Source organism: Stenotrophomonas sp. GW821-FHT01H02A (assembly GCF_059422145.1).
This window is the reverse complement of record NZ_JBWKWI010000004.1, coordinates 258350-284688: the sequence shown is the minus strand read 5'-3', so window position 1 is coordinate 284688 and position 26339 is coordinate 258350. Positions and strand designations below refer to the sequence as shown.

Here is a 26339-nt window from a genome sequence, read left to right as displayed (position 1 = left end):
GCCGACGTGTCCCTGCAGGAGTACCGCCGCAAACGCCGCTTCGACGGCACCCCCGAGCCGGACGCCGAGCGGCGCGGTGCGCCGGCGCGGCGCCCGATCTTCGTCGTGCAGCTGCACCACGCCAGCTCGCGCCATTACGATTTCCGGCTGGAAGCCGATGGCGTGCTCAAGAGCTGGGCAGTACCCAAAGGCCCCTCGCTGCGCGTCGGTGAAAAACGGCTCGCGGTGGAGGTCGAAGATCACCCGCTGTCCTACGCGACCTTTGCCGGCGATATCCCCAGCGGCCACTACGGCGCCGGGCATGTGGACGTCTACGATCACGGCACCTGGGCCTGCGATGGCGATCCGCTGGAGGCGATCGCGGCCGGCAAGATGGACTTCGTCCTGCACGGCGAGCGCCTCAAGGGCGGCTGGAAACTGGTGCGCACCGCGATGAAGGGCAAGCAGCACCAGTGGTTGCTGATCAAACGCGACGACGACGAGGCGAGGGATATGGAGGCCGATGACCTGTTGGAGGTGCCGCCGAGCCCAGGCAAACGCGCGAGCACGAAGAAGATCGCCGCTGCCAGGGCCAGCAAGGCCGCTCCGGCAAGGAAGACCGCGCCGGCCAAGGCCGCGACGCGCAGCGCCGCACGCAAGGCCGACGCGCGCTGGTCCAAACGCGCGCTGGCCCTGGAGGGCGCACGCCGAACGCCCTACCCGCACGACTTCAAGCCGCAGCTGACCGATCACCGTGCCACCGCGCCGGATGGCGAGCAGTGGCTGCACGAAATCAAATGGGATGGCTATCGCCTGCTGGCCGATGTGCGCGATGGCGTGGTCGCGCTGCGCTCGCGCGGCGGATTGAACTGGACCGACGATTTCCCCGAGGTGGTGCAGGCGATCGAGCGGCTGCCGGTGCGCGATCTGCGCCTGGATGGCGAACTGGTCGTGCTGGATACGCAGGGCCGCAGTGACTTCACTGCGTTGCAGAAGGTCATCGACGGCACCGCGAAACAGCCGCTGCGCTATGTGGTGTTCGATATGCCGGGCATCGCCGGCGTGGATGTCAGCCGTGTCCCGCTGCTGGAGCGCAAATCCCTGCTCAAGGATCTGCTGGGCAGCAAGCCGGACACCCTGGCCTACAGCGACCACGTGCGCGACCATGGGCCGGCGGTATTCGCCGCCAGTGGCGAGGCCGGCTTCGAAGGCATCATCAGCAAGCGGATCGACGCGCCCTACGTCAACGCGCGTTCGCGCGAGTGGATCAAGATCAAGCATGAGAACACCGACGAGTTCCTGATCGTCGGGCATACCGATCCCAAGGGATCGCGCAGCGGCTTCGGCTCGTTGCTGATGGCCGCACCGGACAAGGGCGGGCTGCGCTATGTCGGCCGTGTCGGCACGGGATTCGACGATGCCGCGCTGCGTGCGTTGACCAAGCAGCTGGCACCGTTGTCGGTGAAGGCGGCCGTGGTCGAACTGCCCTCGCACGTGCCGTTCAACGCGCGCAGCGTGCACTGGGTGAAGCCGGTGCTGGTGGCCGAAGTCGCCTTCCGCGGCTGGGCAAAGGAAGGGTTGCTGCGCCAGGCCAGCTTCAAGCGCCTGCGCGAGGACAAACAGCCAAAGGACCTGGGCGTCGCTGCCACCGCCGCTGTCGCCACCGCCGCCACGCCGGCCAACGCCAGCGGCCGCAAGAAGGCTGCCGCCGCGCAGGGCGACAACGCGGTGACGATCAGCCATCCCGAGCGCATGGTGTTCGCCAAGGCGAAGATCACCAAGGGCGAGGTGGCCGACTACTACCGGCGCATGGCCCGCTGGATCCTGCCCGGGGTCGCGCACCGTCCGCTGTCGGTGCTGCGCTGTCCGGACGGCGTGGACAAACCCTGCTTCTTCCAGAAACACCATGGCACCGGCCTGGGCGGGGCGGTGAAGGCGATTCCGCTGGAGCAGAAGAGCGGGCGCGAAGATTACCTCTACATCGAGGATGTGGAGGGCCTGCTGCAGCTGGTACAGATGAACACCCTGGAGCTGCATCCGTGGGGCGCCACCGTCGATGATCCCGAACATCCGGACCGGCTGGTGTTCGATCTGGATCCCGGCGAAGGCGTGAACTGGACGCAGATCAAGGCCGCCGCACGCGATGTGCGCGCGCGCCTGGAGGAAGCCGGGCTGGAAAGCTTCGTCCGGCTGTCCGGCGGCAAGGGGGTGCACGTGGTGGTGCCGTTGCAACCCAAGGCCGACTGGGCGCACGCCAAGGACTTCTGCGAGGCGTTCGCGCAGGCCATGGCGACCCAGGCACCGGACCGCTATGTGGCGACGATGAGCAAGGCCAAGCGCGACGGGGTGATCTTCATCGATTGGCTGCGAAATGCGCGCGGCGCCACCAGCGTGAGCTCGTGGTCGCTGCGGGCGCGGCCGGGGGCCGGCGTGGCGGTGCCGTTGCGCTGGGAAGAACTGGGTCGCATCGCGGCGCCGGACGCCTTCCCGATGGCGAAGGCGCTGCAGCGCGCGGAGCGCTTGAAGCAGGACCCATGGGAGGGCATCGCGCAGGTGAAGCAGGTGCTGCCCGGCAGCTGATCAGGGCCGCCCTGGCCTGAAGCGGGTCCCCAGCCACAGCCCAACCACCGCTTGCACCGGCAGCGAGACCAGCAGGATCACCACGAACCAGAACGGAAAATCGCTGCCGAAATCCCAGGCGGTGTAGATCGACGCGGCTGCGATCACCGCCCACACCACGCCACCATGGCTACGCGGCCAGGTCGGCGCGTAGCGGCTGGCGAAGGCGATCGCGGCGATGCCGCTGAGGATCGTCCAGGCCAGGTCCCAGGCCAGCTGCGGCTCGCCGCCGGGCGGGATGCGCAGCAGCGGCACCAGCCAGGAGCCGAGGCTGTTGACCAGCACCATCACCGCGAAGGCGAACACGACGGCCAGCACCGACAGCACGGGATTCTTCAGGGCGGACCACACAGGCATGGCAGGGACGTCACGGCGGGAGAGCCGCCATTATGGACGGGTTGCCGCAGGGAGTTTCAGACCCGGCCGGCGGCCTGGAGCCGGGCGAACTCCTCATCGCTGAACAAGCGCGAGCGGACCAGGAAGCGCACGCCCTCACCGTTCTCCAGTGAAAACATCCCGCCCCGGCCGGGCACCACGTCGATGATCAGCTGGGTGTGCTTCCAGTACTCGAACTGCGCGGGGCTGATGTAGAACGGCGCCCCGCCGATCTCGCCCATGCGCACGTCGCGGTCGCCAACGATGAAATCGCCCTGGGCGAAACACATCGGCGAGGAGCCGTCGCAGCAGCCACCGGACTGGTGGAACAGCAGGTCGCCGTGGCGTGCCTGCAGTGTCTCGATCAGCTGCAGCGCCGGGAGGGTGGCCATTACCTGGAGCGGGAGGTCGGTCATGATCGGGGTGCCATGGGCGCCGCCCAGTGGCCGGCAGGGCAGAAGAACCGGCGCTGCCGTCCTGCTGCCACCGGGAGAGGGGAAGCGGCGCAGGACGGCAACGCGCAGCGGGTTACGCGCTCATGTCCAGCACCACGCGGCCTTCGATCCTGCCGGCCTGCATGCGCGCGAAGATGTCGTTGATGTTTTCCAGCGAATCGCTGGTGACCGTCGCGGCCACCTTGCCCTGCTCGGCGAATTCCAGCGATTCCTGCAGGTCCAGGCGGGTGCCGACGATCGAGCCACGCACGGTGATGCCGTTGAGCACCATGCCGAAGATATCCAGCGGGAAGTTGCCCGGCGGCAGGCCGTTCAACGAGACGGTGCCGCCGCGGCGGACCATGCCCAGTGCCTGCTCGAAGGCCTTCGGCGAGACCGCGGTGACCAGTGCGCCGTGCGCCCCGCCGATCTCCTTCTTGAGGAACGCGGCCGGATCGGTGTTGCGCGCGTTGACGGTGATCGTCGCGCCCAGCCGCTCGGCCAGCGCGAGCTTGCCATCGTCGATATCCACCGCGGCCACGTTCAGGCCCATCGCCTTGGCGTACTGCACGGCCATGTGGCCGAGCCCGCCGATGCCCGAAATCACCACCCACTGGCCGGGCTTGGTATCGGTGACCTTCAGGCCTTTGTAGACGGTGACGCCGGCACACAGGATCGGCGCGACCTCGATGAAGCCCACGCTCTTGGGCAGCAGGCCGACATACGCCGCATTGGCCAAGGCATATTCGGCGAAACCACCGTTCACCGAGTAACCGGTGTTCTGCTGGGCTTCGCACAGGGTTTCCCAGCCGCCCAGGCAGTGCTCGCAGTAGCCGCACGCCGAATACAGCCACGGGATGCCGACACGGTCGCCTTCGCGGATATGGCTGACCCCGGCGCCGACCGCCACCACATGGCCCACGCCCTCGTGGCCGGGAATGAAGGGCGGGTTGGGCTTGACCGGCCAGTCACCGTCCACCGCGTGCAGGTCGGTGTGGCACACGCCACAGGCTTCGATCTTCACCAGGATGTCGCCCGGGCCGGGGCGCGGCACCTCGACTTCCTCGATGCGCAACGGCTTTCCGAATTCGCGGACGACAGCGGCCTTCATGGTCTTGTTCATGCGTGGATCTCCGTGGATTGCCAATGACAGCACTGTGGCGCCGGCCGCATGCCGGCGCCTTGATCGGGATCAAGCCCGGGGCAGGCTCAGAAGAAGCCCAGCTTCCTGGGCGAGTAGCTGACCAGCAGGTTCGTGGTCTGCTGGTAGTGGTCGAGCATCATCTTGTGGTTCTCGCGGCCGATGCCCGACTGCTTGTAGCCGCCGAACGCGGCATGCGCCGGATAGGCGTGGTAGCAGTTGGTCCACACCCGCCCGGCCTGGATGCCGCGGCCCATGCGGTACAGGCGCGAGGCATCGCGGCTCCACACGCCGGCGCCGAGGCCGTACAGGGTGTCGTTGGCGAGCTCCAGCGCTTCCTCCTCGGTCTTGAACGTGGTCACCGAGACCACCGGCCCGAAGATCTCTTCCTGGAACACGCGCATCTTGTTGTGGCCCTTGAACACGGTCGGCTTCACGTAGAAGCCCCCGGCCTGCTCGCCGCCGATCAGCACCTGCGCGCCTTCCTGCCGACCGATGTCGAAGTAGGAAAGGATCTTCTCCAGCTGCTCGGAGGAGGCCTGTGCGCCGACCATGGTGTTGGGATCGAGCGGATTGCCCTGTTTGATCGCGGCCACGCGCTTGAGCGCGCGTTCCATGAATTTCTCGTAGATCGATTCCTGGATCAGCGCGCGCGAGGGACAGGTGCACACCTCGCCCTGGTTGAAGGCGAACAGCACGAAGCCTTCCACGGCCTTGTCGAGGAAGTCATCGTCTTCGGCCATCACGTCGGCGAAGAAGATGTTCGGCGATTTGCCGCCCAGTTCCAGCGTCACCGGGATCAGGTTCTGGCTGGCGTACTGCATGATCAGGCGGCCCGTGGTGGTTTCGCCGGTGAAGGCGATCTTGGCGATGCGCGGGTTGGAGGCCAGCGGCTTGCCCGCCTCCACGCCGAAGCCATTGACCACGTTGAGCACGCCCTTGGGCAGCAGGTCGCCGATCACTTCCATCAGCACCAGGATCGAGGCCGGCGTCTGCTCGGCCGGCTTGAGCACCACGCAGTTGCCGGCGGCCAGCGCGGGCGCCAGCTTCCAGGCCGCCATCAGCATCGGGAAGTTCCACGGGATGATCTGCCCGACCACGCCGAGTGGTTCGTGGAAGTGGTAGGCGATGGTGTCCTTGTCGATCTCCGACAGGCTGCCTTCCTGCGCCCGCACCGCACCGGCGAAGTAGCGGAAGTGATCGGCCATCAGCGGCACGTCGGCGTTGAGCGTTTCGCGGATCGGCTTGCCGTTGTCCCAGGTTTCGGCGTGGGCGAGCAGCTCGAGGTTCTCCTCGATCCGGTCGGCGATCCTGTTGAGGATGTTGGCGCGCTCGGTGGTCGAGGCCTGGCCCCAGGCGGTCCTGGCCGCGTGAGCCGCGTCCAGCGCCGCTTCGATGTCTTCGGCGTTGGAACGGGCGACCTCGGTGAACACCTTGCCGGTCACCGGGGTGGTGTTTTCGAAATGTGCATCTCCGGATGGCGGTGGACAGGCCCGGTAAGGGTCTGTTCCATGGCGCAAGGACGATGCCAGGTTCGGTGTGGTGCAGTGCGGCATGGCCTCACCCGGCATACGGATTGGAGAACACCCCGGAAACTGATGCGGTGCACCACGGCCGGTCATTGCACGGTAACGACGGGTGTGGTGTTTATCGGAACAGGCCCCGCTACAACTGTCGCAGATTGCGACACTGGAGAGTCCAGGTGTCCCAGCTTCCGCTCCAGCACCGTCTCGGTAATGCACGGCGCTCGTTCTTCGAGCGCGGTGCGGCGCCGGTCGGCATCGTGCCCGACACCATCCTGCAGTCGTGGCAGCGCTGCCAGCGCGGCGGGCTCTCGGTGGACGCACAGCCGGAGGTCGAGCCGCTGCCGGACGCACGCCTGCGCGAGCTGCGCCAGCGCCAGGAAACGCTGTGGCGGTTGGCGCGGCCGGAGCTGGATGGCCTGGCCGCGGACATCGCCGCCACCGGCAGCATCGCGCTGCTCACCGACGAAGCCGGCTGGATCCTGGATGCCGAGGGCAACCCGGCGTTTCTGGACAAGGCCGGGCGGGTGGCGTTGATGCCGGGCGTGCGCTGGGATGAAACCACGGTGGGCACCAATGCGATCGGCACCGCGATCGTCGAAGGCCGCTCGGTGGAGGTGCGCGGTGGCGAGCACTACTTCGCCCCGCACGGGATCCTGACCTGTTCGGCGACGCCGATCTTCGATCCGTACGGTCAGCGGGTCGGCGTGCTCGATATCTCCGGTGATGCGCGCCAGCAGCACCTGCATGCGCGTGTGCTGGCGCGGCAGGCGGTGGCGCATATCGAGCACCGCTACTTCGAGGCGGGGCTGGGCGACTGCGAGGTGGTCCGCCTGCATCACGACGCCGGGCTGCTCGGCACCGCGCGCGAAGGCGTGCTGGGCTTTCGCAATGGTCGCCTGGTGGCCGCCAACCGTGCCGGGCTGGCGCTGTTCGGTCTGGACCACGGCGACATCGGCAGAGCGCCTTACGAGGCGCTGTTCGATGCTCCGCTCTCCCGCCTGCACGATGACGGCGCGCTGGTCGACCGCCAGGGGCGCGCGCTGTACGGCCACGTGAGCCCATGCGGTGGCGCCACGGTCCGCTCGCCGCTGCCCGCGCGTCCGACCCCGGCGGCACCCGCGCGAGCCGCCGCGGCTGCGGTGCGGGTGGATGCCGCCCCTCTGTTCGACGCAGCCCAGCAACAGGTGCTCGAGCGCGCCTGCCGCGTGCTGGATGCGCAGCTGCCGGTGCTGCTGCAGGGGGAAACCGGCACCGGCAAGGAAGTCTTCGCCCGCGAACTGCATCGGCGCAGCCTGCGTGCCGACAAGCCCTTCGTGGCGGTCAACTGCGCGGCGCTGCCGGAAGGTCTGATCGAAGCCGAGCTGTTCGGCTACGAGGAAGGTGCCTTCACCGGCGCGCGCAAGAGCGGCAATGCCGGCCTGCTGCGGCAGGCCCAGGGCGGGGTGCTGTTCCTCGATGAAATCGGCGACATGCCGCTGGCCCTGCAGCCGCGCCTGTTGCGCGTGCTGCAGGAGCGCACGCTGTCACCGCTGGGGGGCGGCAAGCCGGTGCAGCTGGATTTCGCCCTGATCTGCGCCACCCACCGCGACCTGGATCAGGCCATGGCCGCCGGTGGCTTCCGCAGCGATCTCTACTACCGCATCGCCGACCACGGTGTACGCCTGCCGGCACTGCGCGAGCATGCCGACCGTGCGGCGCTCGTGCGGGGCCTGTGGCAACGGCTCGGCCAGGGCCGGCAACTGGAGAGCGCGGCGCTGGAGGCGCTGGCCGGGTATTCCTGGCCGGGCAACGTGCGGCAGCTGTGTTCGTGCCTGCGCACGCTGGTGGCGCTGAGCGATCCGGGTGAGGTGATCCGGCATGCGATGCCGCCGGCCTATCTGCAGGCAGCGCCCACCCCGGTGATGCCGTCCACGGCCGAGGGGTTGGACGCAATGACCGAAACCGCGATGCGCGACGCGCTGCGGGCCAGCCATGGCAATGTCGCCCAGGCGGCACGCGCGCTGGGCATCAGCCGCAGCACCCTGTATCGCCGCGTCGGCGCGACAGCCCGCCGCCACTGAGGCGGCAGGCCATGCGGGCTCAGCCGACCAGCGCGGCCGAATCGCGTGCGAGCTGCTCGATGCCGGCCCAGTCCCTGGCCTGCAGCAGGGCGCGCGTGGTCAGCCAGGAACCGCCCACGCACAATACGTTGGGCAGGTGCAGGAAGTCGCGCGCGATCTGCGCGCTGATCCCGCCGGTCGGGCAGAAGCGCACATCGCCGAACGGGCCGTTCCACGCCGACAGCATCGCCGCGCCGCCGGCCTGCACCGCCGGGAAGAACTTGAAGGTGTCCAGGCCGTGTTCCAGGCCGAGCATCAACTCCGAGGAAGTCGCCACGCCCGGCAGGAACGGCAGGTCGGTATCGCGTGCAGCGGCATACAGGCGCGGGGTCGCGCCCGGCGACACCGCGAAGCGCCCACCCACCTGCTTGACCTTCTCCATCTGCGCGGCCGTCAGCACGGTACCGGCGCCGACCACGGCATCGGGTACGGCCTCGACCATCGCCTGGATCGCGTCCATCGCCATCGGCGTGCGCAGCGTCACTTCGATCACCGGCAGGCCGCCATTGAACAGTGCACGCGCGACCTCGACGGCATCGTCGACGTTTTCCGGGGTGAATACCGGAATCACCGGGGCCAGTTTCAGGACTGCGCGTACGCGCGGATCAGCGCCGGACATCGAATCGCTCCTCGCCCGTGAGGGCCATGATGTCAGCCTCGCTGACAGGGTTGAAGTCGCCGGGGATGGAATGCTTCAGGCAGCCTGCAGCCAGGCCGAAGCGCACGATCGTATCCGGCGCGAAGCCGCGCATCATGCCATGCAGGATGCCGGCGGCGAAGGCATCGCCACCGCCAATGCGGTCCACGATGCCGATCATCTCGCGGGTCGGCGCCACCGCGCGGGTGCCGTCGCGGCCGATCAGCATCGCCCCGAGCGCATGGTTGTCCACGCTGTGCGGCGTGCGCTGGGTGCAGGCCATCCACTGCAGCCGCGGGAAGGCGGCGAAGGCCTGCGCCGCGGCCGCATCGACTCGCTCACGCACATCGGCCTGCGCGAAGTCACCGCCAAGCACCACGCCGATGTCGCGGTAGTCAGCGAAGACCAGATCAGCGCAGGCAAACAGCTCGCGCAGGATGCCGGGCGCATCGCCCTGCCAGCGTGCCCACAGCGACGGACGGAAGTTGCCATCGAAGGACACCTTCACCCCGCGCGCGCAGGCCGCGCGCGCGGCAGCGAGCGTGGCCTGGGCCATCGCCGGATTGAGCGCCGGGCTGACCCCGGACAGGTGCAGCCAGTCGGCACCGGTCAGCAGCGTGTCCCAGTCGTAGTCGGCGGCGCTGCTGTTGGCGAAGGCCGAATCGGCGCGGTCGTAGACCACTTCGCTGGCGCGCTGCACGGCGCCGGTGGTCAGGAAGTACAGGCCCATGCGGCCTTCGGTGCGGCGCACCGCCGTGGTATCCACGCCATGCCGGCGCAGTTCGCCCACGGCATACTCACCCAGCGGGTTGGCCGGCACCGTGCTGACCGCCGCCACCGCATGCCCCAGATGGGCCAGCGAGACACCCACATTGGCTTCCGCGCCACCGGCATGCACGGCCAACTGCGGGCGCTGCAGCAGCAGTTCGCGGCCGGGAGCGCTCATGCGCAGCAACAACTCTCCGAAACAGACAACACGACTCATGGTCCTGGATCCTTGTGAGGGCTGCAGGCACCACCAAGGCGCCCGACAGCAATGGCTAGCGGTGTCATTCTAGCGATGGACGCCGTCCCGTCCACCTGTCCCGAATGTCGGAACCATTGTCCCGCAAGCGTCTCCGGGACATTGCGTATCTGCTGCGGTGCAAGATGCCGGATCGCTAACGTGCTGTTAACGTCCGCCCTGACCAGCGGTGTCATTGCACTGACATGTCGTTGGATAGCTGTTTCATGTAGCACCTTGGGAGAGGGAAAACATGCAAGTCCAGAACACGCAGAAAAAGACACCGGTTACCTTGCTCGCATTGTCGATTGGCCTGGCGCTGAGTGGTACCGCGCTGGCCCAGGATGCGGGCACCACCAACCCCACCGATCTGGATACCGTCACCGTCACCGGCTACCGCGCCAGTGTCGAGAAGGCGCTGGACATCAAGCGTGGCGAAGCCGGCGTGGTCGATGCCATCGTCGCCGAGGATATCGGCAAGTTCCCGGATCTGAACCTGGCCGAGTCGTTGCAGCGTATTCCGGGCGTGGTCATCACCCGTGAAGCCGGCGAAGGCCGCAACATCTCCGTGCGTGGTCTCGGCCCGGACTTCACCCGCGTGCGCATCAACGGCATGGAAGCACTGACCACGGTTGGCGCTGGTGACCAGAGTGGCGGCACCAACCGTGGCCGCGGCTTCGATTTCAACGTGTTCGCCTCCGACCTGTTCTCGCAGTTGATGGTGCGAAAGACCGCCTCGGCCGATGTCGAGGAAGGCTCGCTGGGGGCCACGGTCGATCTGCGCACGGCGCGCCCGTTCGATTATGACGGCTTCACCTTCGCCGCCAGCGGCCAGGCCGGCTACAACGCGATGGCTGAGAAGGCCGACCCGCGCATGGCCGCACTGATCTCCAACACCTTCGCCGATGGCACCTTCGGTGCGCTGTTGTCGGTCGCCTATTCCGAGCGCCAGGCGCTGGAAGAAGGCTCCAACACCGGCCGCTGGGCCAATGGCCCGAGCAACGGCAACTTCAGCGCGGCCTCGCCGTTCGCCGAAGCGCGCTCGGCCGACGTCTACCACCCGCGCTTCCCGCGCTACGTGCAGATGGAGCATGAGCAGAAGCGCCTGGGCGTGACCGGTACCCTGCAGTGGAAGCCGAGCGATGCCACCGAGTTCTCGCTCGACGCGCTGTATTCCAAGATCGATGCCACCCGCGACGAGCACTACATCGAGGCGATCTCCTTCAGCCGCGGCACCAGCACCACGCCACGCCTGGTCGGCAAACCGGCCACCATCGTCAAGAACGGCGTGATCGAAAACAACGCCCTGGTCTACGGCGAGTTCGACAATGTCGACATCCGCACCGAAAACCGCCATGACGAGTGGAGCACCGAGTTCAAGCAGCTCAGCCTCAACGGCCAGCACCGCTTCGGCGACGACTTCACCTTGTCCGGCAAGGTCGGTATCTCGCGCTCCAAGCACGAGAACCCGATCCAGACCACGGTCATCATGGACAAGTACGATGTCGACAACTACAGCTACGACTACCGGGGCAACAGCCGGTTCCCGACGCTGAACTACGGCATCGATCCGACCAACCCGGCCGGCTGGGAACTGGCGGAGATCCGCCTGCGCCCGCAATACGTGGACAATGACTTCGATACCGGCCAGTTGGACTTCAACTGGAACATCAGCCCGGGCTTCCGCCTGAAGGGCGGCGTGCTGGCCAAGGACTACACGTTCAAGACCACTGAACTGCGCCGCGCCAGCGAACTGGCCGTGCCGAACTTCCCCGATGGCACCAAGATCGTGCCGGTGGACATGACCGAGCAGGCCGGCCTGAAGGGCATCAACGGCACGCCGTCCAACTGGGTGGTGCCGGATCTGAACGCCATCGCCGATCAGTTCGACATCTACAGCAACAGCGGCATCTTCGCCGTCGCTCCGCGCGCCAACAACGTGCGCAGCGTCGAAGAAAAGGACCGTGGCGCCTACCTGATGGGCGAGTTCTCCACCGAGCTGGGCAGCCTGCCGCTGTCGGGCAACGTCGGCGTGCGTTACGTGCGCACCAAGCAGAGCTCCACCGGCCTGTCCACGTTGGCCACCGGTACGGTCTCCACCACTGAAAACCGCACCTACAACGACACCTTGCCCTCGTTCAACCTGGTGGCGGAAGTCACTCCGGACTTCCTGATCCGCCTTGGCGCGGCCAAAGTGATGAGCCGCCCGGGCCTGGGCAGCCTGACGCCGGGCGCAACGGTGGCCGTGGCCGGTGGTGCACGCACCATCTCCAGCGGCAACCCGGACCTGGAGCCGATCCGCGCGACCAACGTCGACCTCGGTTTCGAATGGTACTTCGCCGAAGGCGCGATGGCCGGCATCGGTCTGTTCTACAAGGACATCGAGAGCTTCGTGCAGACCACCCGCGAGGTGCGTCCGTACTCCGACAGCGGGCTGCCCGCCTCGCTGCTGATCGGCACCGGCGCATCGCCCACCGATGACTTCACCTACAGCCGGCCGGTCAACACCCCGGGTGGGGAACTGCACGGCGTGGAAGCCAACTACACCCAACCCTTCACCTTCCTGCCCGGCAAGTGGTCGAACCTGGGCGTGCAGTTGAACTACACCTGGGTGGAGTCGCAGATCCAGTACCTCAACGCCGCCGGCCAGCCGGTGATGAAGACCGACCTGACCGGCCTGTCCAAGTCGTCCTGGAACGCCACCCTGTTCTACGAAGGAAAGGTGTTCTCCGGCCGCGTCTCGGCGACCAACCGCGACGATTACCTGACCCAGGCCCCGGGTACCGAAACCGGCTTCAACATCGACGGCTACCACGGCATGACCGGCACCACCGTCATCGATGCCTCGATCCGCTACACCATCAGCGACCAGCTCGAACTGAGCCTGGAAGGCATCAACCTGACCAACGAAGCGTCCGACGAGTGGGTCTATTCGCCGGCCACCGGTCAGCTGCCGCTGCAGTACACCGAAACCGGCCGCCAGTTCCTGCTGGGCGTGCGCTACAAGTTCTGATGCAACGGCGATACCCACCGGCGGCGTGAGTGATCACGCCGCCGGCTGCGCGCCCGCCGCCATCGCTGCCATCCCCGACCCTTGCCAGCACACGCACGCTGCTGCGGCGCAAGATGCCGCCCCGTGAAGGGTTTGTTACGTTTCGGATGACCAGCGGTGTCACCGCGGCAACGCGCGACAGACGCTCCGGGGGAGGCCGGACGTCATGACTCATCAACATCTTGGTCGCATGGCGGCGCACCCTGGGAGGGGGTTACACACGATGGAACGACAGGACACCCGCAAAAAGACACCGGTTACCTTGCTCGCGGTCTCGATCGCCTTGGCGCTGCAGAGCGCGGCCGGCATCGCCGCCGCCCAGCAGACCCCCGAACAGGCCGCTGCACTCAACGCGGTCGACCTGGACAAGGTGGAGGTCAAAGCGACCTACCGCGAAAGCCTGCAGCAGTCGCTGGATGAAAAGCGTTACAGCGTCGAGCAGGTCGATGCGATCTACGCCGAAGACATCGGCAAGTTCCCCGATCTGAATCTTGCCGAGTCGATGCAGCGCATCGCCGGTGTTTCAATCGACCGCGAAGGCGGCGAAGGCCAACAGATCTCCGTGCGCGGCCTGGGCTCGGACTTCACCCGCGTGCGCATCAATGGCCTGGAAGCGTTGTCCACCGCAGGCAGCGGCACCACCGGGGTCAACCGCAGCCGCGGTTTCGACTTCAACACGTTCGCCTCGGAGCTGTTCAGCCGGGTCAAGATCAACAAGACCCAGTCGGCGCAGACCGACGAGGGCTCGCTCGGCGCCACGGTCGACCTGCGTGGCTCACGCCCGTTCGATTTCGACGGCTTCCAGGCGTCGCTCGGCGGCCAGTATGGCTACAACGAGCTGTCCAGGAACAAGGATCCGCGCATCTCCGGCCTGATCAGCAACACCTGGGCCGATGGCCGGGTGGGCGCGCTGATGTCGGTGGCGTACAGCAAGCGCACCATCTTCGAAGAAGGCTACAACCCGGTCCGCTGGGAGCATGGCAACTACCGCAATTCCAACCAGAGCACCGCGGCCAACAACGGCACGTACGGTTTCTGCAGCCCGGCCGGCTACGACCCGCAGACCCCACGCAACCCGCTGGCCAACGAAACCGCCGCCGGCGTCGGCAGCGCCGCCAACCAGGCGCGCAGCAACGGCTGGGGCAGCTACGGGATCGATGCCACCCACTGCGGCCCCGGCCTGGATCGCCCTGCGGCGACGGCCGGGAACATCGCTGCCTACGAGACCGCGACCAATGCGTGGATCCCGCGCTACCCGCGCTACGTCCGCACCGAGCACGAGATCGAGCGCCTGGGTGTCACCGGCGCGCTGCAGTTCAAGGTCAACGACGATACGCAGCTGAACCTCGACCTGCTGTACTCGAAGCTCGACAAGAACGTGCGCGAAGATTCCCTCGGCGCCAACCTGCACCGCACCGCACAGTACGGCGGCAAGACCCAGATCGTGGTCCGCGAGGCACAGGCCGATGCGCAGAACCGCCTCACTTACGGGGTGTTCGACAACGTCGACTTCCGCACCGAATCCACTGCCATCGAAGAAAGCACCGAGTTCAAGCAGTTCAGCCTGAACCTGGAGCATCGCTTCAACGACGCGGTGCGCCTGGATGCGGTGGTCGGACATTCCGAATCGAACTACGAGCGGCCGATCTTCTCGATGGTCAGCTTCGACAACAGCAACCTGGACGGTTTCGTGCTGGACATGCGCAACGGCAAGGTGCCGGCGATGTCCTTCCCGTTCGATCCAAACGCCGTCGACAACTGGCAATGGCTCGGCTACGGCAGCACGCCGGTCAACGCCAACGGCACCGCGCGCGGCGGCAACATCAGTGAAGTGCGCTTGAATCCGCAGTACGTCGACAACGCTTTCGATACGGCCAAGGTCGACCTGACCTTCGACATCAGTCCCACCTTCACCCTGCGCGGCGGTCTGGCCTACAAGGACTACGACATGAGCACGCAGGAGTACCGCAACATCAGCTACGGGCGCCTGTCGCAGGCCCTGCCGGACGGTGTGGGCGTGGGTGACCTGAGCGATACGCTGGGCGGCTTCGGCAAGGGCATGCACGGCAACCTGCCCAATGCCTGGCTGGTGCCGGACTTCAACCAGATCGCCAAGCTGCTGGACATCTACTGCAACTGCGACACCGGCGCGCTGGGCGGCGACTACCGCCTGGCCAGCGTCGGCCACTTCGGCGCGTCCAACAACAACTTCGACGTCAACGAGAAGAGCTACGGCAGCTACCTGCAGCTGGACTTCAACACCGATCTGCTCGGCCGCGCGTTCCGCGGCAACCTCGGCGTGCGCTATGTGCAGACCCGCATCACCGCCGATGGCTATGCGCCGTGCACCGCGGCCAATGCGAACGAGCTGTCCGCGGCCTGCGCACCGTTCTTCGGCGTGGCCAGCGCCACCGCCGACCCGGGCGAACGCCTGCAGGTCGCCACCCGGGTCGGCCACAAGTACGACGACTGGCTGCCCTCGTTGAACCTGGCCTGGGACCTGAGCGATACCTTCGTGCTGCGCTTCGGCGCAGCCAAGACCATGGCCCGCCCGACCCTGTCCAACCTGTCGCCCAGCGTCAGCGGTGGCCCGACCGCCTACTTCGACGATGACCGCGCGTACTCGATCAACCTGGGCAACCCCAAGCTGGACCCGTTCCGCTCGACCAACTACGACCTCAGCGCGGAGTGGTACTTCGACGAAGGCGCGCTGCTGTCGGCGGCGGTGTTCTACAAGGACATCGACAGTTACGTGCAGCGCACCCGCCTGCTCACCACCTGGGCCGACATGGGTTACTCGCTGGATCTGCTGCCGACCGGCTTCAGCGCGGACACCGTGTTCAACGTGCAGAGCTACTTCAACACCCCGGGCGGCCCGCTCAAGGGCTATGAAGTGTCCTACCAGCAGCCTTTCAGCTTCCTGCCCGGCTTCTGGCGCAACTTCGGCGTGCAGCTGAACTACACGCACGTCGAATCCAAGATCAAGTACATGTTCAGCTCGGGCACCGGCAGCACCATCGTCACCACCTACACCGAGAACGACCTGCTGAACCTGTCGCCGAACTCGTACAACGCCACCCTGTACTACGACGACGGCCGCTTCAGCGCCCGCGTTTCCACCAGCTACCGCGACGCGTACATCAGCACGATCCTGTCGCAGGAGAACGTGTGGGACCTGGACGGCAACCCGTACGCCACCGCCGATGTGCAGGGCAAGTACAGCGTGGAGAACGTGGACTTCAACATGTCCTACAAGGTCAACAAGAACCTCTCGCTGACCTTCGAGGCGATCAACCTGCTGGACACCGCCGACGAGCGCTATGTCGATTCGGCCCTGTCGTTGCCGGACCGCTACACCCACACCGGCCGCCAGTACTACCTCGGCCTGCGCTACAAGTTCTGACCGTGCTGCGTCTTCCGCCACCGGTATCGCGCCCGTCCCCGTCCTTCTCTCCGGGATGGCGGGCGCGGTGCGGCGGCGGGAGGCCACCGTGAGCGGCTGAGCCCCGCTGCTGGTTCCGCTGTACTGTTTCTGCTGTCGAAAGGAAGGTCTCATGCATCGCGTTGTCGTCGCCTCGATCCGCCCCTCCCGCCTGTCCGCCAGCCTGCTGGCGCTGCTGCTCGCCGGCAGTGGCTCCGCCTGGGCGCAGACCGCGCCGCAGCTGCTGTTCCACGTCTCTGCCGACCAGGGCCTGCAGGCCGACACCGCCGCCGGTGATCCGGTACCGAATTTCGTGGACAAGGTGAAGCGGGTGCCGAACGGGGCGTACGGCAGCGCCATCGAATGGGCCGACGACGGCGTACTGTCGTGGAACGCGCCGGGCAACATCCAGGCACAGCGCGGCACGCTGGGCTTCTTCTGGCGCTCGCGCTACGCGGTGGGCGAAGCGCCGTTCGTGATCTTCCGGGTCGGCTATGCCGACCACAGCAGCTGGGACATGGCCTGGCTGCGCATCGACTGGAACGGCCACGGCTTCGATGCCTTCGTCACCGATGCCAACCTGGCGCGCACGCGCGTGTCGTTCAAGCTCGACCAGAACCCCTCGCCGCAGCAGTGGCAGCACATCGCCTTCGGCTGGGACGAAAACCACGGCGTGCGCCTGTACGTGGACGGCAAGGAGGTCGCCCGCCAGGAGACCACCGCCGACTATGACGCCGCGCTCGACCAGCTCGGCCTGGCGGCCCGCGTGATGGCGCCCTACCAGGTGCAGAGCCGCTACAACTTCCTGCGCGGCAGCGACGTCGACGAGATCCGCGTCTACGACCGCCTGCTCGATCCGGCCGGCATGGCCGCCCTGGCGCGCAATGCCGCCCCCACCACCGCCGTGGCCGCGCCGGACCCGATGCGCGCCTGGCGCCACCGCCATGGCTGGGACGCCAGCCCGCCGCCGGCGCTGACCGCCGCGACCACCACGATCCGCAAGGTCGAGTTCGCCGATACCAAGGACCACAAGCAGTGGATGTGGAAGGCCACCGACGGCATCGCCGAAACCACCTGGCCGGGCGTGTACAACCGCTCGCGCCTGCCAGGCCGCAATGATTACTTCCAGCTGCCCGACTGGAACACCTACGTCGAGGGCGGCCAGCAGCTGGACCTGACCCTGCCGGCCGGTGAGACCGTCAACCGCATCGAAGTGCGTGGTGCCGCCTTCGGCGGGCTCAGCCACAGCGCCGATGGCCAGCCACCGCAGACCCTGTTCCAGCGCCCGCAGGGCGTGGTGCGCAGCGTGAACACCATTGCCGCACAGACCGGCGGCGTGCTGCACTTCCGCAATGCCGAGCAGGAAACCCCGATCCAGGAGATCTGGGCCTACCAGGTCAGCGACGCGGCCGAGCCGGAAGGCACGGTCAAGCAGCGCTACCTGATCGACAGCCAGGCGCTGCCGGATTACACCAACATCGCCGCGCTGCGCGAGTACATCGACGGCCGCTACCCGGCGGCCGAACGCAGCACGGTGATGGCGCTGCCCAAGGGCGCCGGCTCGCGCAGGCGTCCGGCCGACACGCTGCCCGCGCAGGCACTGCCGATCGTGCACGTGCTGATTCCCTCCGGTGTGAGCGACGCACCCGCCGCACAGCCGCTGATCCGCAGCTGGGCGCACAGCTGGGAGAACATGCACGACGGCCTGGACGGCGTCGCGATCGATCTACCCGGGCTCGATCTGCCGGCCACGCATGACGGCCTGATCCCGCTCAACATCCGCATCAAGGACCCGATCTGGCCGGCGCGCGACATGATCGACGTGTCGGTCTCGGTCAAGCCGGGCCAGAAGCGCACGCTGTGGCTGGACCTGCGCGATCGCATCCTGACCGCTGACAGCCTGTGGATCTCGATCGCCTCGGCGGCGCCGGGCTTCAACGCCGCCTCGCTGGACGGTGCGGAAATCCGCATGGTCTACAAGGACCGCGAAGAGGCGAAGAAAGAACACCTGGCCGATCGCTTCAACCAGGTCCGTGACAACTGGGGGTTCCTGGTCGAGGAACACACCACCTCCAAGCGCCAACGCCTGTATGCGCGTGTCTACGCCGATCTGAGCGACCTGCTGCGGGTCGACCCGGACCACGCGCTCGGCCGCCTGTACTGGAACTACATCAGCTACAACAGCCAGGGCAAACCGCCGTTCACCCAGCCCGACGCGCCCAAGGGTGTACCGCTGTGGGCCTTCCGGCAGACCGAAGACCTCAAGTACGTGCGCCGCTTCATCGACTGGTGGATCGACAACCGCCAGATTGCGTACGGAGATTTCGGTGGCGGCATCTCCGACGATTCCGACCTCACCCAGCAGTGGCCCGGCCTGGCCCTGATGGGCGTGCAGCCGGACAAGCTCAACGCCTCGCTCACCGCACTGTCCGATGCGGTGTATCGCAATGGCATGTTCAGCCATGGCCTGAGCACCATCGAGACCGACGAGCTGCATTCCTACGAGGAAGGCATCAATACCAACAGCGCGATGCTCTACCTCAACTGGGGCGATCCGCTCACCGTCGAGCGCCTGATGGAGACGGTGAGGGCCTTCGACGAACGCATCATCCTGCCCAACCCGCAGGGACATCTGCTGTTCTCCAGCAACTGGTTCGGTGGCAACAAGGTGTACCGCGAGCCGAACTGGCAGTGGCAGAAACCATACTCCTTCCCGGTGCTGCACCCGGCGTTCCTGATCGGTCAGTACAACGCCGACCCGACCGGGCGAAAGCTGGTCACCGGCCTGGCCGACGGCTACCTCGCCCATGCCTACACCGACGACAAGGGCCGCTGGGCGCTGCCGAACGAGATCCACTGGGCGACCGGCAAGACCCGCGGCGGCGAGCTCAACAACGGCTCGGGCAGCGGCGACATCATGCATACCTTCTGGGCGGCATGGCGCTGGACCGGCGATGACAAGTACCTCAAGGCGTTGGACTACCGCGTGGAGCGCGGTGGGCCGGGGGCGCTGTCCAACCTGGGCGAGAACTATGTTGAAGTGCTGGGGCGCGGCGCCGAATGGAACCCGCGGTTCATCAGCGACGCCGACAGTGGCAACACCGGCTTTTCCAGTCTGATGGCGTGGCAGGCCACCGGCGACAAGACGTACCTTGAAGCCCTGCACGCCGACGGCATCCAGGCCAAGGCGCAGCGCGAATACATGAACACCGAGGGTCATTGGTGGTCCGACCGTGTCGAAGCGCCCAGCGAGTTCCTGCAGCGTGCGCGCCTGGGCGGCATCGCGCTGAAACGCAACCAGAGCTGGCCGGGCCACACCGTAAGCTGGCGCTTCGCCCAGCCGGACGCGGCCGAGCAGGTCGCGCTGCTGGTGCACGCGCCCTCGCCGGACCGCTTCAAGGTGATCGCCTACAACCTGGGCACGCACGCGGTGGATGCGGAGATGAGCACCTGGAACGTCACCGCCGGGCAATGGCGGATGACCAGCGGCGTGGACCGTGACGGCGATGACCGCATCGACGGCAAGGCCACCACGCGCGATCTGGCGCTGGAACGCAGTGCCTCGACCACGCTGCGCTTCGCGCCGGGCCAGAGCCAGGTGTTCGAGTTCGAGCTGGTGCAGGCCGGGACCCCGGTCGAGCAGCGGGCCGATCTCGGCATTGGCCGGGGCGATGTCCGCGTGGACGGTGGGCAGCTGCAGGTCACCGTGCACAGCCTGGGTCATGTCGGCACCGGCGTGGGCGTGGCGGTGCTGGAAGATGCCAAGGGCCGTGAACTGGCCCGGGTCGAGATTCCGAGCCTGGCCGCGCCGCGCGATCTGGTGCCGAAGACCACCACCGTCAGCCTGCCGCTGCCCGCGGGTGATCGCGGTGGGCTGCGCGTGCGTGTCATGCAGGCCGATGGCGCCGCCGAGGTGACCCAGCGCAACAACCTGGTGGTGCTGGACCGGTAGTGCCATGCCATGCATGGCAGCGTCGGATCACAGCGTGACCCGGCCCTCGATGCAGGTGACGCAGTCTCCGCCGATCCACAGCGCATCGCCCATGCGCTCCACCCGCAGCCGTCCGGCACGGCCCATGGCGGTGCCTTGGCTGATCACATAGCGGTCCGGCGCCTCGCCGGTGCTCAGCAGCCAGCGCGCGATGCCGGCATTGAGGCTGCCGGTGGCCGGATCTTCCGGCGCGCCATCGCCGGCGATGAACGCGCGGCTTTCATACTGGGCGTCGTCGCCATCGCTGGCCTGCCATGGCCCGAACACGCCGACCTTGAGGCCCTGCAGCTGCGCGTAGTCCGGCTGGATCGCCAGCACCGCCGCGCGATCCCGCAGGCGCAGCGCGAGCCAGCCAGTGCCGTTGTCCGCCCAGCGCGCGTCCACCACGTCCTCCGCCGCCACGCCGAGCCCGCGGCGCACCTGTTCGCGCAGCGCCGGTGCCAATGCCTCGCCCCGCAGCAGCGGCGGCGCCAGGAACGCCAGGCCCGCCTCGCTGCGGCGGATCCGCACCAGGCCGATGCCGCACTCCTGCACGATCTCTTCGCCCTTCGGCACGCCGCCGCGCGCCAGCCACGCATGACAGCTGCCCAGGGTGGGATGCCCGGCGAACGGCAGTTCCTCCAGCGTGGTGAAGATGCGCACCCGATAGTCCGCCTGCGGATCGGTCGGCGGCAGCAGGAAGGTGGTTTCGCTCAGGTTGGTCCATTGCGCGAACGCGGCCATGCGCGTGGTGCTCGATGCCGTCGGCATCGAGCACCACGGCCAGCGGATTGCCGCGCAGCGGATCCCGGCTGAAGACATTGACCTGTTGGAACGGCAGCGTACGCATGGCGGAACGTCGGTAAGCGGGTGCAGCAGGCATGATGCGCGCCACCGCGGCGTCCGGTCGAGCGCTGCGCCCGGTCGCGGCCTAGGCGGCGTCGGTTTCCATCTCCTGCAGGCGGCGCTGGTACCAGCCATCGCCCTCGGGGTCGAACATGGCGCTGCGGGTCATCTCCCCCTCGTACACATGCACCGAAATCGCCAGCTCCTCTTCGCTGGTGTTGCGGATGGTGTGGTACTCGTGCGGCGGGATCAGACTGCCGGCACTGCCGCAGTCACCCAGTACCGCAGGCTCGGGGCGGAACCGGAACCGCTCACCGTCGCGCTCCAGCAGCTGGTACTGGGTGATCTCCAGCTGGCCCAGCCAGACGCCTTCCACGCACCACAGGCCACTGTGATCGTGCAGTGGCGTGCCCTGCCCGGGGCCCCAGCTCATCGCGACGATGCTGTAACCGTGCACCGGGCTGCGATAGAGCTCGCGGCGGGCATAGTGATCCTCGATCGGCCGGTGCACGCAGGCCGGCAGCTGGATGCGGCTGTCGGCGATCGCGTCACGCAGCGCCGTGCGCAGCGTGGCGGCGATCTGGTGCGCGTGTTCGTGCTGGACGGCATGGTCCACGGCGGCGATCAGTCGATCACGGCCATGGAACGGCGGGAACGGGTTGCATTGGTCTTGCATGGGTCGAGTCTAGGCGATCCCGGTGAACAGCGTGTTTGACCTGAATCACATCCAATCGACCCACAATCCCCGACGTAGCGATCCATTCGAAAGAAAACGTGGGGTTTGCCTATCGATCAGGGAATCAGCAACGGCCGCAGCGACGGGACCTGCCGGGCCAGTTCCTCGGTCACCAGCGTGGCGAACAGCGCCGCGCCGTCCGGGCCCAGATGGGTGTAATCGAAGGCGACCTTGGCCTGGCCCATCGGCTCGGTGGTGGCGTTGTTCTGCGCGGCCGGGGCGCCCGCTACCGGCGCCGCGCCCACGGTGGTACCGCCCAGCGCCGCACTGACCTGTGCGGGTGTGGCCGCGGCCTGGGCCAGCGGCATGGCCGCCACCGGCCCCAGCGCCTGCACGACCGCGCGGCTGCGTGCGTGCAGGTCCACCAGTGGCACCTGCATCTCGATCGCCACGGTGCGGACCGCCTCGGCCCAGGGCGCCAGGTCATCGATCAGCACGCCATCGGCGAACTGGCGTCGGGTCAACGGGGTCAGCAGCACCGGCTGCGCACCGGCGGCGCGGATCTCGCGCACGTAGCGGCGCAGGTTCTCCGGGAACTCGCGCTGCAGATCGGTGGAGCGGCCCGGCTTGCCGGGCTGGTCGTTGTGGCCGAACTGGACCAGCACCCACGTGCGTGCATAGCCCGGCGTGCGCATCTCCGCCTGGGCCAGCGCCCACGAGCCCTCGGCGCGGTAGTTGTAGGTGCTGCGGCCGCCACGGGCCAGGTTGGTGCAGGTCAGCACCGAGGTGACGTGCCGCGCGCAGAAGGCCGGCCCCCAGCCGCCCTGCACCGCCGTGGTGGAATCGCCGACCAGCACGATCTTGCTGGGCCGGATCGGGGTCGGTGCCGGGCGATCCAGCAACGCCGGATCCACCGCGGCCTGCGCCGCGCTGATCAGGCCGAACAGCGCGCTGCCCAACAGCCAGGACACGCAGCGCATCAGAAGGTACCGCGTTGGATGAAGGGGGCCTGCTGATACAGCCGACGCTCGCCACCGCGCGGGTCGTCGGCCTGCTGTGGGGTGGCATCGAACAGCATCGTTTCGCGGCGCGCGAGCGAATAGGGCTGCCAGCGTGGCAGTCCGCCATGATTCGGATCGCCGTGGCGGGCGAACGCGATCAACGCCTCGCTCATCGTGGCGGCCACGCGGCTGGCCTCCTCGCCGTCGCCGGTGCGCGAGCCGGGGCGGTCGGTGTTGTCGAACACCAGCGGGATATCCAGCGTGTGGAACGCGCCGAACCGGCCGCCGTCCAGCGGGGAGCCCCAATCGAGTTGATACGCCCAGGTCGGCGCGCCCTGGCGCGCACGCGCCTCCAGCTCCTCCACCGCACCGCGCCACGAACGACCGGCGGTGGTGGCCGCGAAGAACACCTCCGAAGGGGTGTAGTGCGGATACAGGCGGCGGTACTCGGCGATCACCACCGAGGGCAGCAGATCCACGTACTGCTCCTTCTCCAGCTTGGCCGGCAGCGTCTCCCAGGTCAGGGCGAAGTTGGCCGGGTCGTTGCCGAGGAAGGCGCGGGTTTCATCGTGGGTGTTGCCGATCACCAGCGGGATCCCGGCGGACTGCGCCGGTGCTTCCGGCCAGAACGGATGCACCGGCAGCGAACGACCGTCCAGCACGGGGCCCACGTACAGGCTGCTGTTCTCCACGCGCGAGGGATCGCGTGCCCGGGTGGCGGCCAGCAGTGCGTCCATCGGCATCGTGCGCAGCGCCTCGGCATCGGCCGCCCCCACCGCCTGCATCGCGATCCGTGCGCGCTGGGTAGCCGCGCGCGGGCCGGCCGCGGTGACCTGCTGCCCGCTCATGGTCCAGGCGCGCTGGAACAGGCCGCGAGCGGCGGGCATGGCCATCAACGTGGCGATCTTCGCACCGCCGCCGGATTGCCCCACCACGGTGATGTTGTCCGCATCGCCACCGAACTCGTGCGCATGCTGGCGTACCCACTGCAATGCCTGGACCAGATCGAGCTGGCCGACATTGCCCGAATCGGCGAAGCGCGCATCGCCCAGCTGCGCCAGGTACAGGTAGCCGAACACATTGAGCCGGTGGTTCGCGGTCACCACGACCACGTCGCCACGCCGGCACAACGCGCTGCCGTCGTACAGCGGGTCGCTGCCGGAGCCGTTGTTGTAGGCACCGCCGTGGATGTAGAACACGATCGGTCGATTGCCGCCGTCGCGCAGTGCCGGGGTCCACACGTTGAGGTACAGACAGTCTTCGCTGCCCGGCCCTTCCTTGCCCCCCTGCGGCGCGGCGTTGCCGTACGCGAGGGCGTCACGGACCCCTCGCCATGACGTCTCCTGCAATGCCGGCTGGAATCGCCGGGGGGCGGTATCGGCGCCGTAGGGCATGCCGCGGAAAACATTGATGCCCTGCTCGAGCTGGCCACGCACGCGGCCACTGCGCACGCGCGCCAGCGGCGCGGCATCGTGGCGCGGCCCGGGCACCCCGGCGAAGGCAGGCAGCAGCGGCAGGCTGGTGGCACCGAGCATCAGTGCGTAGCGGGCGCTGTCGCCCAGGAAACGACGCCGCTGCAGATCGGCGGGAGAATCAGTCATGGCGCGCAGGCTCCGTGTGGCGCGAGGGAATCCAGCGCAGGGCCAGTCCGGGCCACTGCGCAACCGTCCGACCGGCCGGGATGCGCACGCCAAAGCCGTGGCCGCCGAACGGGAACAGATGCATTTCGGTGGAGACGCCTGCGCGCAGCAGCGCCTGGTAATAGAGCAGGCTGTTGTGCACGGAGACCACGTTGTCGTCCTGCGCATGCACCAGGAAGGTCGGCGGCGTCTCCGCGCGGACCTGGTCCTGCATCGAGAACCGTGCCTGCAGCGCGGCTTCCGGATGCGGGCCGAGCAGGCGCGCACGCGAGCCGGTATGCGCATGCGTGCCCATGTCGATCACCGGGTAGATCAGCAGCGCCACATCCGGGCGCGCGCTGAGCGCATCGATGGCATCGCGGTGGGGATAGACCGGCGCATCGAAGCCGTTGCTCAGCCGCGCCGCGATGTGCCCGCCGGCCGAGAAGCCCATGACCCCGATGCGCTGCGGATCGATCTGCCAGCGGGTGGCATCGGCGCGGATCACCCGCATTGCACGCTGCGCATCGGCCAGTGCGGCCTGGCGATCGCTGCGGCCTGCAGGCCGCCGGTAACGCAGCACGAACAGGGTCACGCCCCCTTGGTCGACGAAAGCCGGCACCAGGGCGGTGCCTTCCTTGTCCAGCACGATGCGCTGGTAGCCGCCACCGGGCACCACCAGCAGGGCGCTGCCGTTCGGGCGTGCCGGCCGGTAAACGACCAGGTAGGGTGCGCTGACGTTGTCGATGTAGCGGTCCGGCAGCGCCGGATCGTGGCTGCGTTCGATCACATCGGGCACGGTGGCAGGTCCGGATTCACCCGGCACCTGGCCCTCCGGCCACAGCGCGATCCGGTCCGGGGCGCCGACGGCCGGTTCGGTGTCCGGTACGGCACGCCCGGCGGCGTGGGCCAGACCGCTGGCCAGCAGCAGGAGGGTCAACAGCGGCAATACGAGGGGGCGGCGCATCCGGGTACGTCCTTCGGGCAGAGGGAACAGGCATCGTGCCTGACCCGCAGCCGTTCTGATGCGCTGCACATTGCCAATGACACCGGTTTACCATATACAGCACATCCAACCGCTGTCGATTGGCAGTGCAACAATTTTTCCGGGAGACCCGCTTGAGCAACGACCACGGCAAACAGGACCTGCCCGACCAGGGGTTGGGCGAGATCGCCCGGCACTTCGTCAGCGCCCGCCAACACGGCCAATCCCTGCCGGATTTCCCGGGAACCATCCCGGACGACCTCGTCACCGCCTACCAGGTACAGGACCAGGCCATCGCGCTGTGGGACGACCAGGTGGTGGGCTGGAAGGTCGGCTACATCGCCGCCGAGCGCCGCGATGGCTCGGGGGATGACCGTCTGCTGGGCCCGATCTTTTCGCGCCAGCTCTGGAATGCTACCGGTGGAACAGTGGAGATTCCGGTGTTCGTCGGCGGCTTCGGCGCGGTCGAGGCGGAGTACGTGATCCAGCTGCAGGAGGACGCCCCGGCGGACAAGCTGCACTGGACCCCCGAAGAAGCCGAGGCGCTGCCCGCCAGGCTCTTCATCGGCGTGGAAGTCGCCAGCAGCCCGCTGGCCACGATCAACAAGCTCGGCCCGCGCGTGGTGGTGTCGGACTTCGGCAACAACAACGGCCTGGTGCTCGGCACCGAGATCGCGGACTGGACCCGCCTGGATGATGCCGACCTGCGTGCGGAAACCCGCATCGAGGGCGAAGTGGTCGGCACCGGTGGCGCGACCCTGCTGCCCGGTGGCCTGCGCACCGCCTACGCGTTCGCGCTGGGTCGTTCGGCGCAGCGTGGGCGGCCGTTGAAGGCGGGCGATCTGATCGCCAGTGGCAACGCCACCGGCATTCACGACATCGCCGTGGGCCAGCAAGCATTGATCCGTTTCGTCGGCTACGGCGACATTACCTGCAAGGCCATCGCCGCCGGATAA

17 protein-coding genes are annotated in these 26339 nt (G+C 67.7%); 6 read left to right on the top strand and 11 right to left on the bottom strand.

What is annotated here, in order from left to right; translation table 11 throughout:
- The first annotated feature begins 6 nt into the window (after positions 1-6).
- Positions 7-2559 (top strand): DNA ligase D, encoded by a 2553-nt coding sequence (gene ligD, locus AC07WC_RS08575; RefSeq protein WP_495209628.1) that lies wholly within the window; start codon positions 7-9, stop codon positions 2557-2559.
- Here ligD and AC07WC_RS08570 read toward each other — a convergent pair whose 3' ends face one another.
- From AC07WC_RS08570 to adh, 4 genes are all read right to left on the bottom strand, one after another.
- Positions 2560-2955: a hypothetical protein gene (locus AC07WC_RS08570; protein WP_495209627.1), complete on the bottom strand. Its 396-nt coding sequence runs from the start codon at positions 2953-2955 to the stop codon at positions 2560-2562.
- 56 nt (positions 2956-3011) lie between these two features.
- Positions 3012-3389, bottom strand: a complete 378-nt coding sequence (locus AC07WC_RS08565; protein WP_495209626.1) for a DUF779 domain-containing protein — start codon at positions 3387-3389, stop codon at positions 3012-3014.
- A 112-nt stretch (positions 3390-3501) separates the two neighbouring features.
- Positions 3502-4530 (bottom strand): alcohol dehydrogenase AdhP, encoded by a 1029-nt coding sequence (gene adhP / locus AC07WC_RS08560; protein ID WP_481434681.1) that lies wholly within the window; start codon positions 4528-4530, stop codon positions 3502-3504.
- 86 nt (positions 4531-4616) lie between these two features.
- Entirely contained in the window at positions 4617-6104 is a 1488-nt protein-coding gene (gene adh / locus AC07WC_RS08555) for an aldehyde dehydrogenase (protein WP_495209625.1), read from the bottom strand.
- A gap of 146 nt (positions 6105-6250) precedes the next feature.
- On the opposite strand from adh, the gene AC07WC_RS08550 reads away from it, so the two are divergent.
- Entirely contained in the window at positions 6251-8134 is a 1884-nt protein-coding gene (locus AC07WC_RS08550; RefSeq protein ID WP_495209624.1) for a sigma-54-dependent Fis family transcriptional regulator, read from the top strand.
- Positions 8135-8153: 19 nt separating this feature from the next.
- Here the strand turns inward: AC07WC_RS08550 and eda are convergent, their stop codons facing one another.
- Both eda and AC07WC_RS08540 read right to left on the bottom strand, forming a co-directional pair.
- Entirely contained in the window at positions 8154-8792 is a 639-nt protein-coding gene (gene eda / locus AC07WC_RS08545) for a bifunctional 4-hydroxy-2-oxoglutarate aldolase/2-dehydro-3-deoxy-phosphogluconate aldolase (RefSeq protein WP_495209623.1), read from the bottom strand.
- The gene (locus AC07WC_RS08540) at positions 8779-9795 is read right to left on the bottom strand and encodes a sugar kinase (protein ID WP_495209622.1); all 1017 of its coding nucleotides are present in this window, start codon (positions 9793-9795) and stop codon (positions 8779-8781) included. The genes eda and AC07WC_RS08540 overlap by 14 nt, the downstream gene beginning before the upstream one ends.
- Before the next feature lie 271 nt (positions 9796-10066).
- Between AC07WC_RS08540 and AC07WC_RS08535 the strand changes: the two genes are divergently transcribed.
- The 3 genes from AC07WC_RS08535 to AC07WC_RS08525 all read left to right on the top strand — a co-directional run bounded on the left by AC07WC_RS08535 (position 10067) and on the right by AC07WC_RS08525 (position 20238).
- Entirely contained in the window at positions 10067-12826 is a 2760-nt protein-coding gene (locus AC07WC_RS08535) for a TonB-dependent receptor (RefSeq protein WP_495209621.1), read from the top strand.
- A gap of 262 nt (positions 12827-13088) precedes the next feature.
- A complete protein-coding gene (locus AC07WC_RS08530) occupies positions 13089-16268 on the top strand; it encodes a TonB-dependent receptor (protein ID WP_495209620.1) in 3180 nt (1059 codons plus the stop codon).
- Positions 16269-16419: 151 nt separating this feature from the next.
- On the top strand, positions 16420-20238 hold the full coding sequence (locus AC07WC_RS08525) for a LamG-like jellyroll fold domain-containing protein (protein ID WP_495209619.1): 3819 nt from the start codon (positions 16420-16422) through the stop codon (positions 20236-20238).
- 27 nt (positions 20239-20265) lie between these two features.
- Here AC07WC_RS08525 and AC07WC_RS08520 read toward each other — a convergent pair whose 3' ends face one another.
- The 5 genes from AC07WC_RS08520 to AC07WC_RS08500 form a co-directional block, all read right to left on the bottom strand.
- Positions 20266-21027 (bottom strand): PhzF family phenazine biosynthesis protein, encoded by a 762-nt coding sequence (locus tag AC07WC_RS08520; RefSeq protein ID WP_495209618.1) that lies wholly within the window; start codon positions 21025-21027, stop codon positions 20266-20268.
- A gap of 160 nt (positions 21028-21187) precedes the next feature.
- Entirely contained in the window at positions 21188-21778 is a 591-nt protein-coding gene (locus AC07WC_RS08515) for a cysteine dioxygenase family protein (protein ID WP_495209617.1), read from the bottom strand.
- A gap of 116 nt (positions 21779-21894) precedes the next feature.
- Entirely contained in the window at positions 21895-22758 is an 864-nt protein-coding gene (locus AC07WC_RS08510) for a rhamnogalacturonan acetylesterase (protein WP_495209616.1), read from the bottom strand.
- Positions 22758-24380 carry a carboxylesterase/lipase family protein gene (locus AC07WC_RS08505; protein ID WP_495209615.1) on the bottom strand — a complete coding sequence of 541 codons (1623 nt, stop codon included), beginning with the start codon at positions 24378-24380 and terminating at the stop codon, positions 22758-22760. Before AC07WC_RS08505 ends, AC07WC_RS08510 begins: the two co-directional genes overlap by 1 nt.
- The gene (locus AC07WC_RS08500) at positions 24373-25365 is read right to left on the bottom strand and encodes an alpha/beta hydrolase (RefSeq protein ID WP_495209614.1); all 993 of its coding nucleotides are present in this window, start codon (positions 25363-25365) and stop codon (positions 24373-24375) included. The genes AC07WC_RS08505 and AC07WC_RS08500 overlap by 8 nt, the downstream gene beginning before the upstream one ends.
- A 152-nt stretch (positions 25366-25517) precedes the next feature.
- Here AC07WC_RS08500 and AC07WC_RS08495 point away from each other — a divergent pair, with 152 nt between their 5' ends.
- Positions 25518-26339 (top strand): 2-keto-4-pentenoate hydratase, encoded by an 822-nt coding sequence (locus AC07WC_RS08495; protein WP_495209613.1) that lies wholly within the window; start codon positions 25518-25520, stop codon positions 26337-26339.

Bases quoted from the DNA above. Each gene is read 5' to 3' on its own strand.
- AC07WC_RS08570 (WP_495209627.1), bottom strand. From the start codon at position 2,955: ATGCCTGTGTGGTCCGCCCTGAAGAATCCCGTGCTGTCGGTGCTGGCC.
- AC07WC_RS08565 (WP_495209626.1), bottom strand. From the start codon at position 3,389: ATGACCGACCTCCCGCTCCAGGTAATGGCCACCCTCCCGGCGCTGCAG.
- adhP (WP_481434681.1), bottom strand. From the start codon at position 4,530: ATGAACAAGACCATGAAGGCCGCTGTCGTCCGCGAATTCGGAAAGCCG.
- adh (WP_495209625.1), bottom strand. From the start codon at position 6,104: ATGCCGCACTGCACCACACCGAACCTGGCATCGTCCTTGCGCCATGGA.
- eda (WP_495209623.1), bottom strand. From the start codon at position 8,792: ATGTCCGGCGCTGATCCGCGCGTACGCGCAGTCCTGAAACTGGCCCCG.
- AC07WC_RS08540 (WP_495209622.1), bottom strand. From the start codon at position 9,795: ATGAGTCGTGTTGTCTGTTTCGGAGAGTTGTTGCTGCGCATGAGCGCT.
- AC07WC_RS08535 (WP_495209621.1), top strand. From the start codon at position 10,067: ATGCAAGTCCAGAACACGCAGAAAAAGACACCGGTTACCTTGCTCGCA.
- AC07WC_RS08530 (WP_495209620.1), top strand. From the start codon at position 13,089: ATGGAACGACAGGACACCCGCAAAAAGACACCGGTTACCTTGCTCGCG.
- AC07WC_RS08525 (WP_495209619.1), top strand. From the start codon at position 16,420: ATGCATCGCGTTGTCGTCGCCTCGATCCGCCCCTCCCGCCTGTCCGCC.
- AC07WC_RS08520 (WP_495209618.1), bottom strand. From the start codon at position 21,027: ATGCCGACGGCATCGAGCACCACGCGCATGGCCGCGTTCGCGCAATGG.
- AC07WC_RS08515 (WP_495209617.1), bottom strand. From the start codon at position 21,778: ATGCAAGACCAATGCAACCCGTTCCCGCCGTTCCATGGCCGTGATCGA.
- AC07WC_RS08510 (WP_495209616.1), bottom strand. From the start codon at position 22,758: ATGCGCTGCGTGTCCTGGCTGTTGGGCAGCGCGCTGTTCGGCCTGATC.
- AC07WC_RS08505 (WP_495209615.1), bottom strand. From the start codon at position 24,380: ATGACTGATTCTCCCGCCGATCTGCAGCGGCGTCGTTTCCTGGGCGAC.
- AC07WC_RS08500 (WP_495209614.1), bottom strand. From the start codon at position 25,365: ATGCGCCGCCCCCTCGTATTGCCGCTGTTGACCCTCCTGCTGCTGGCC.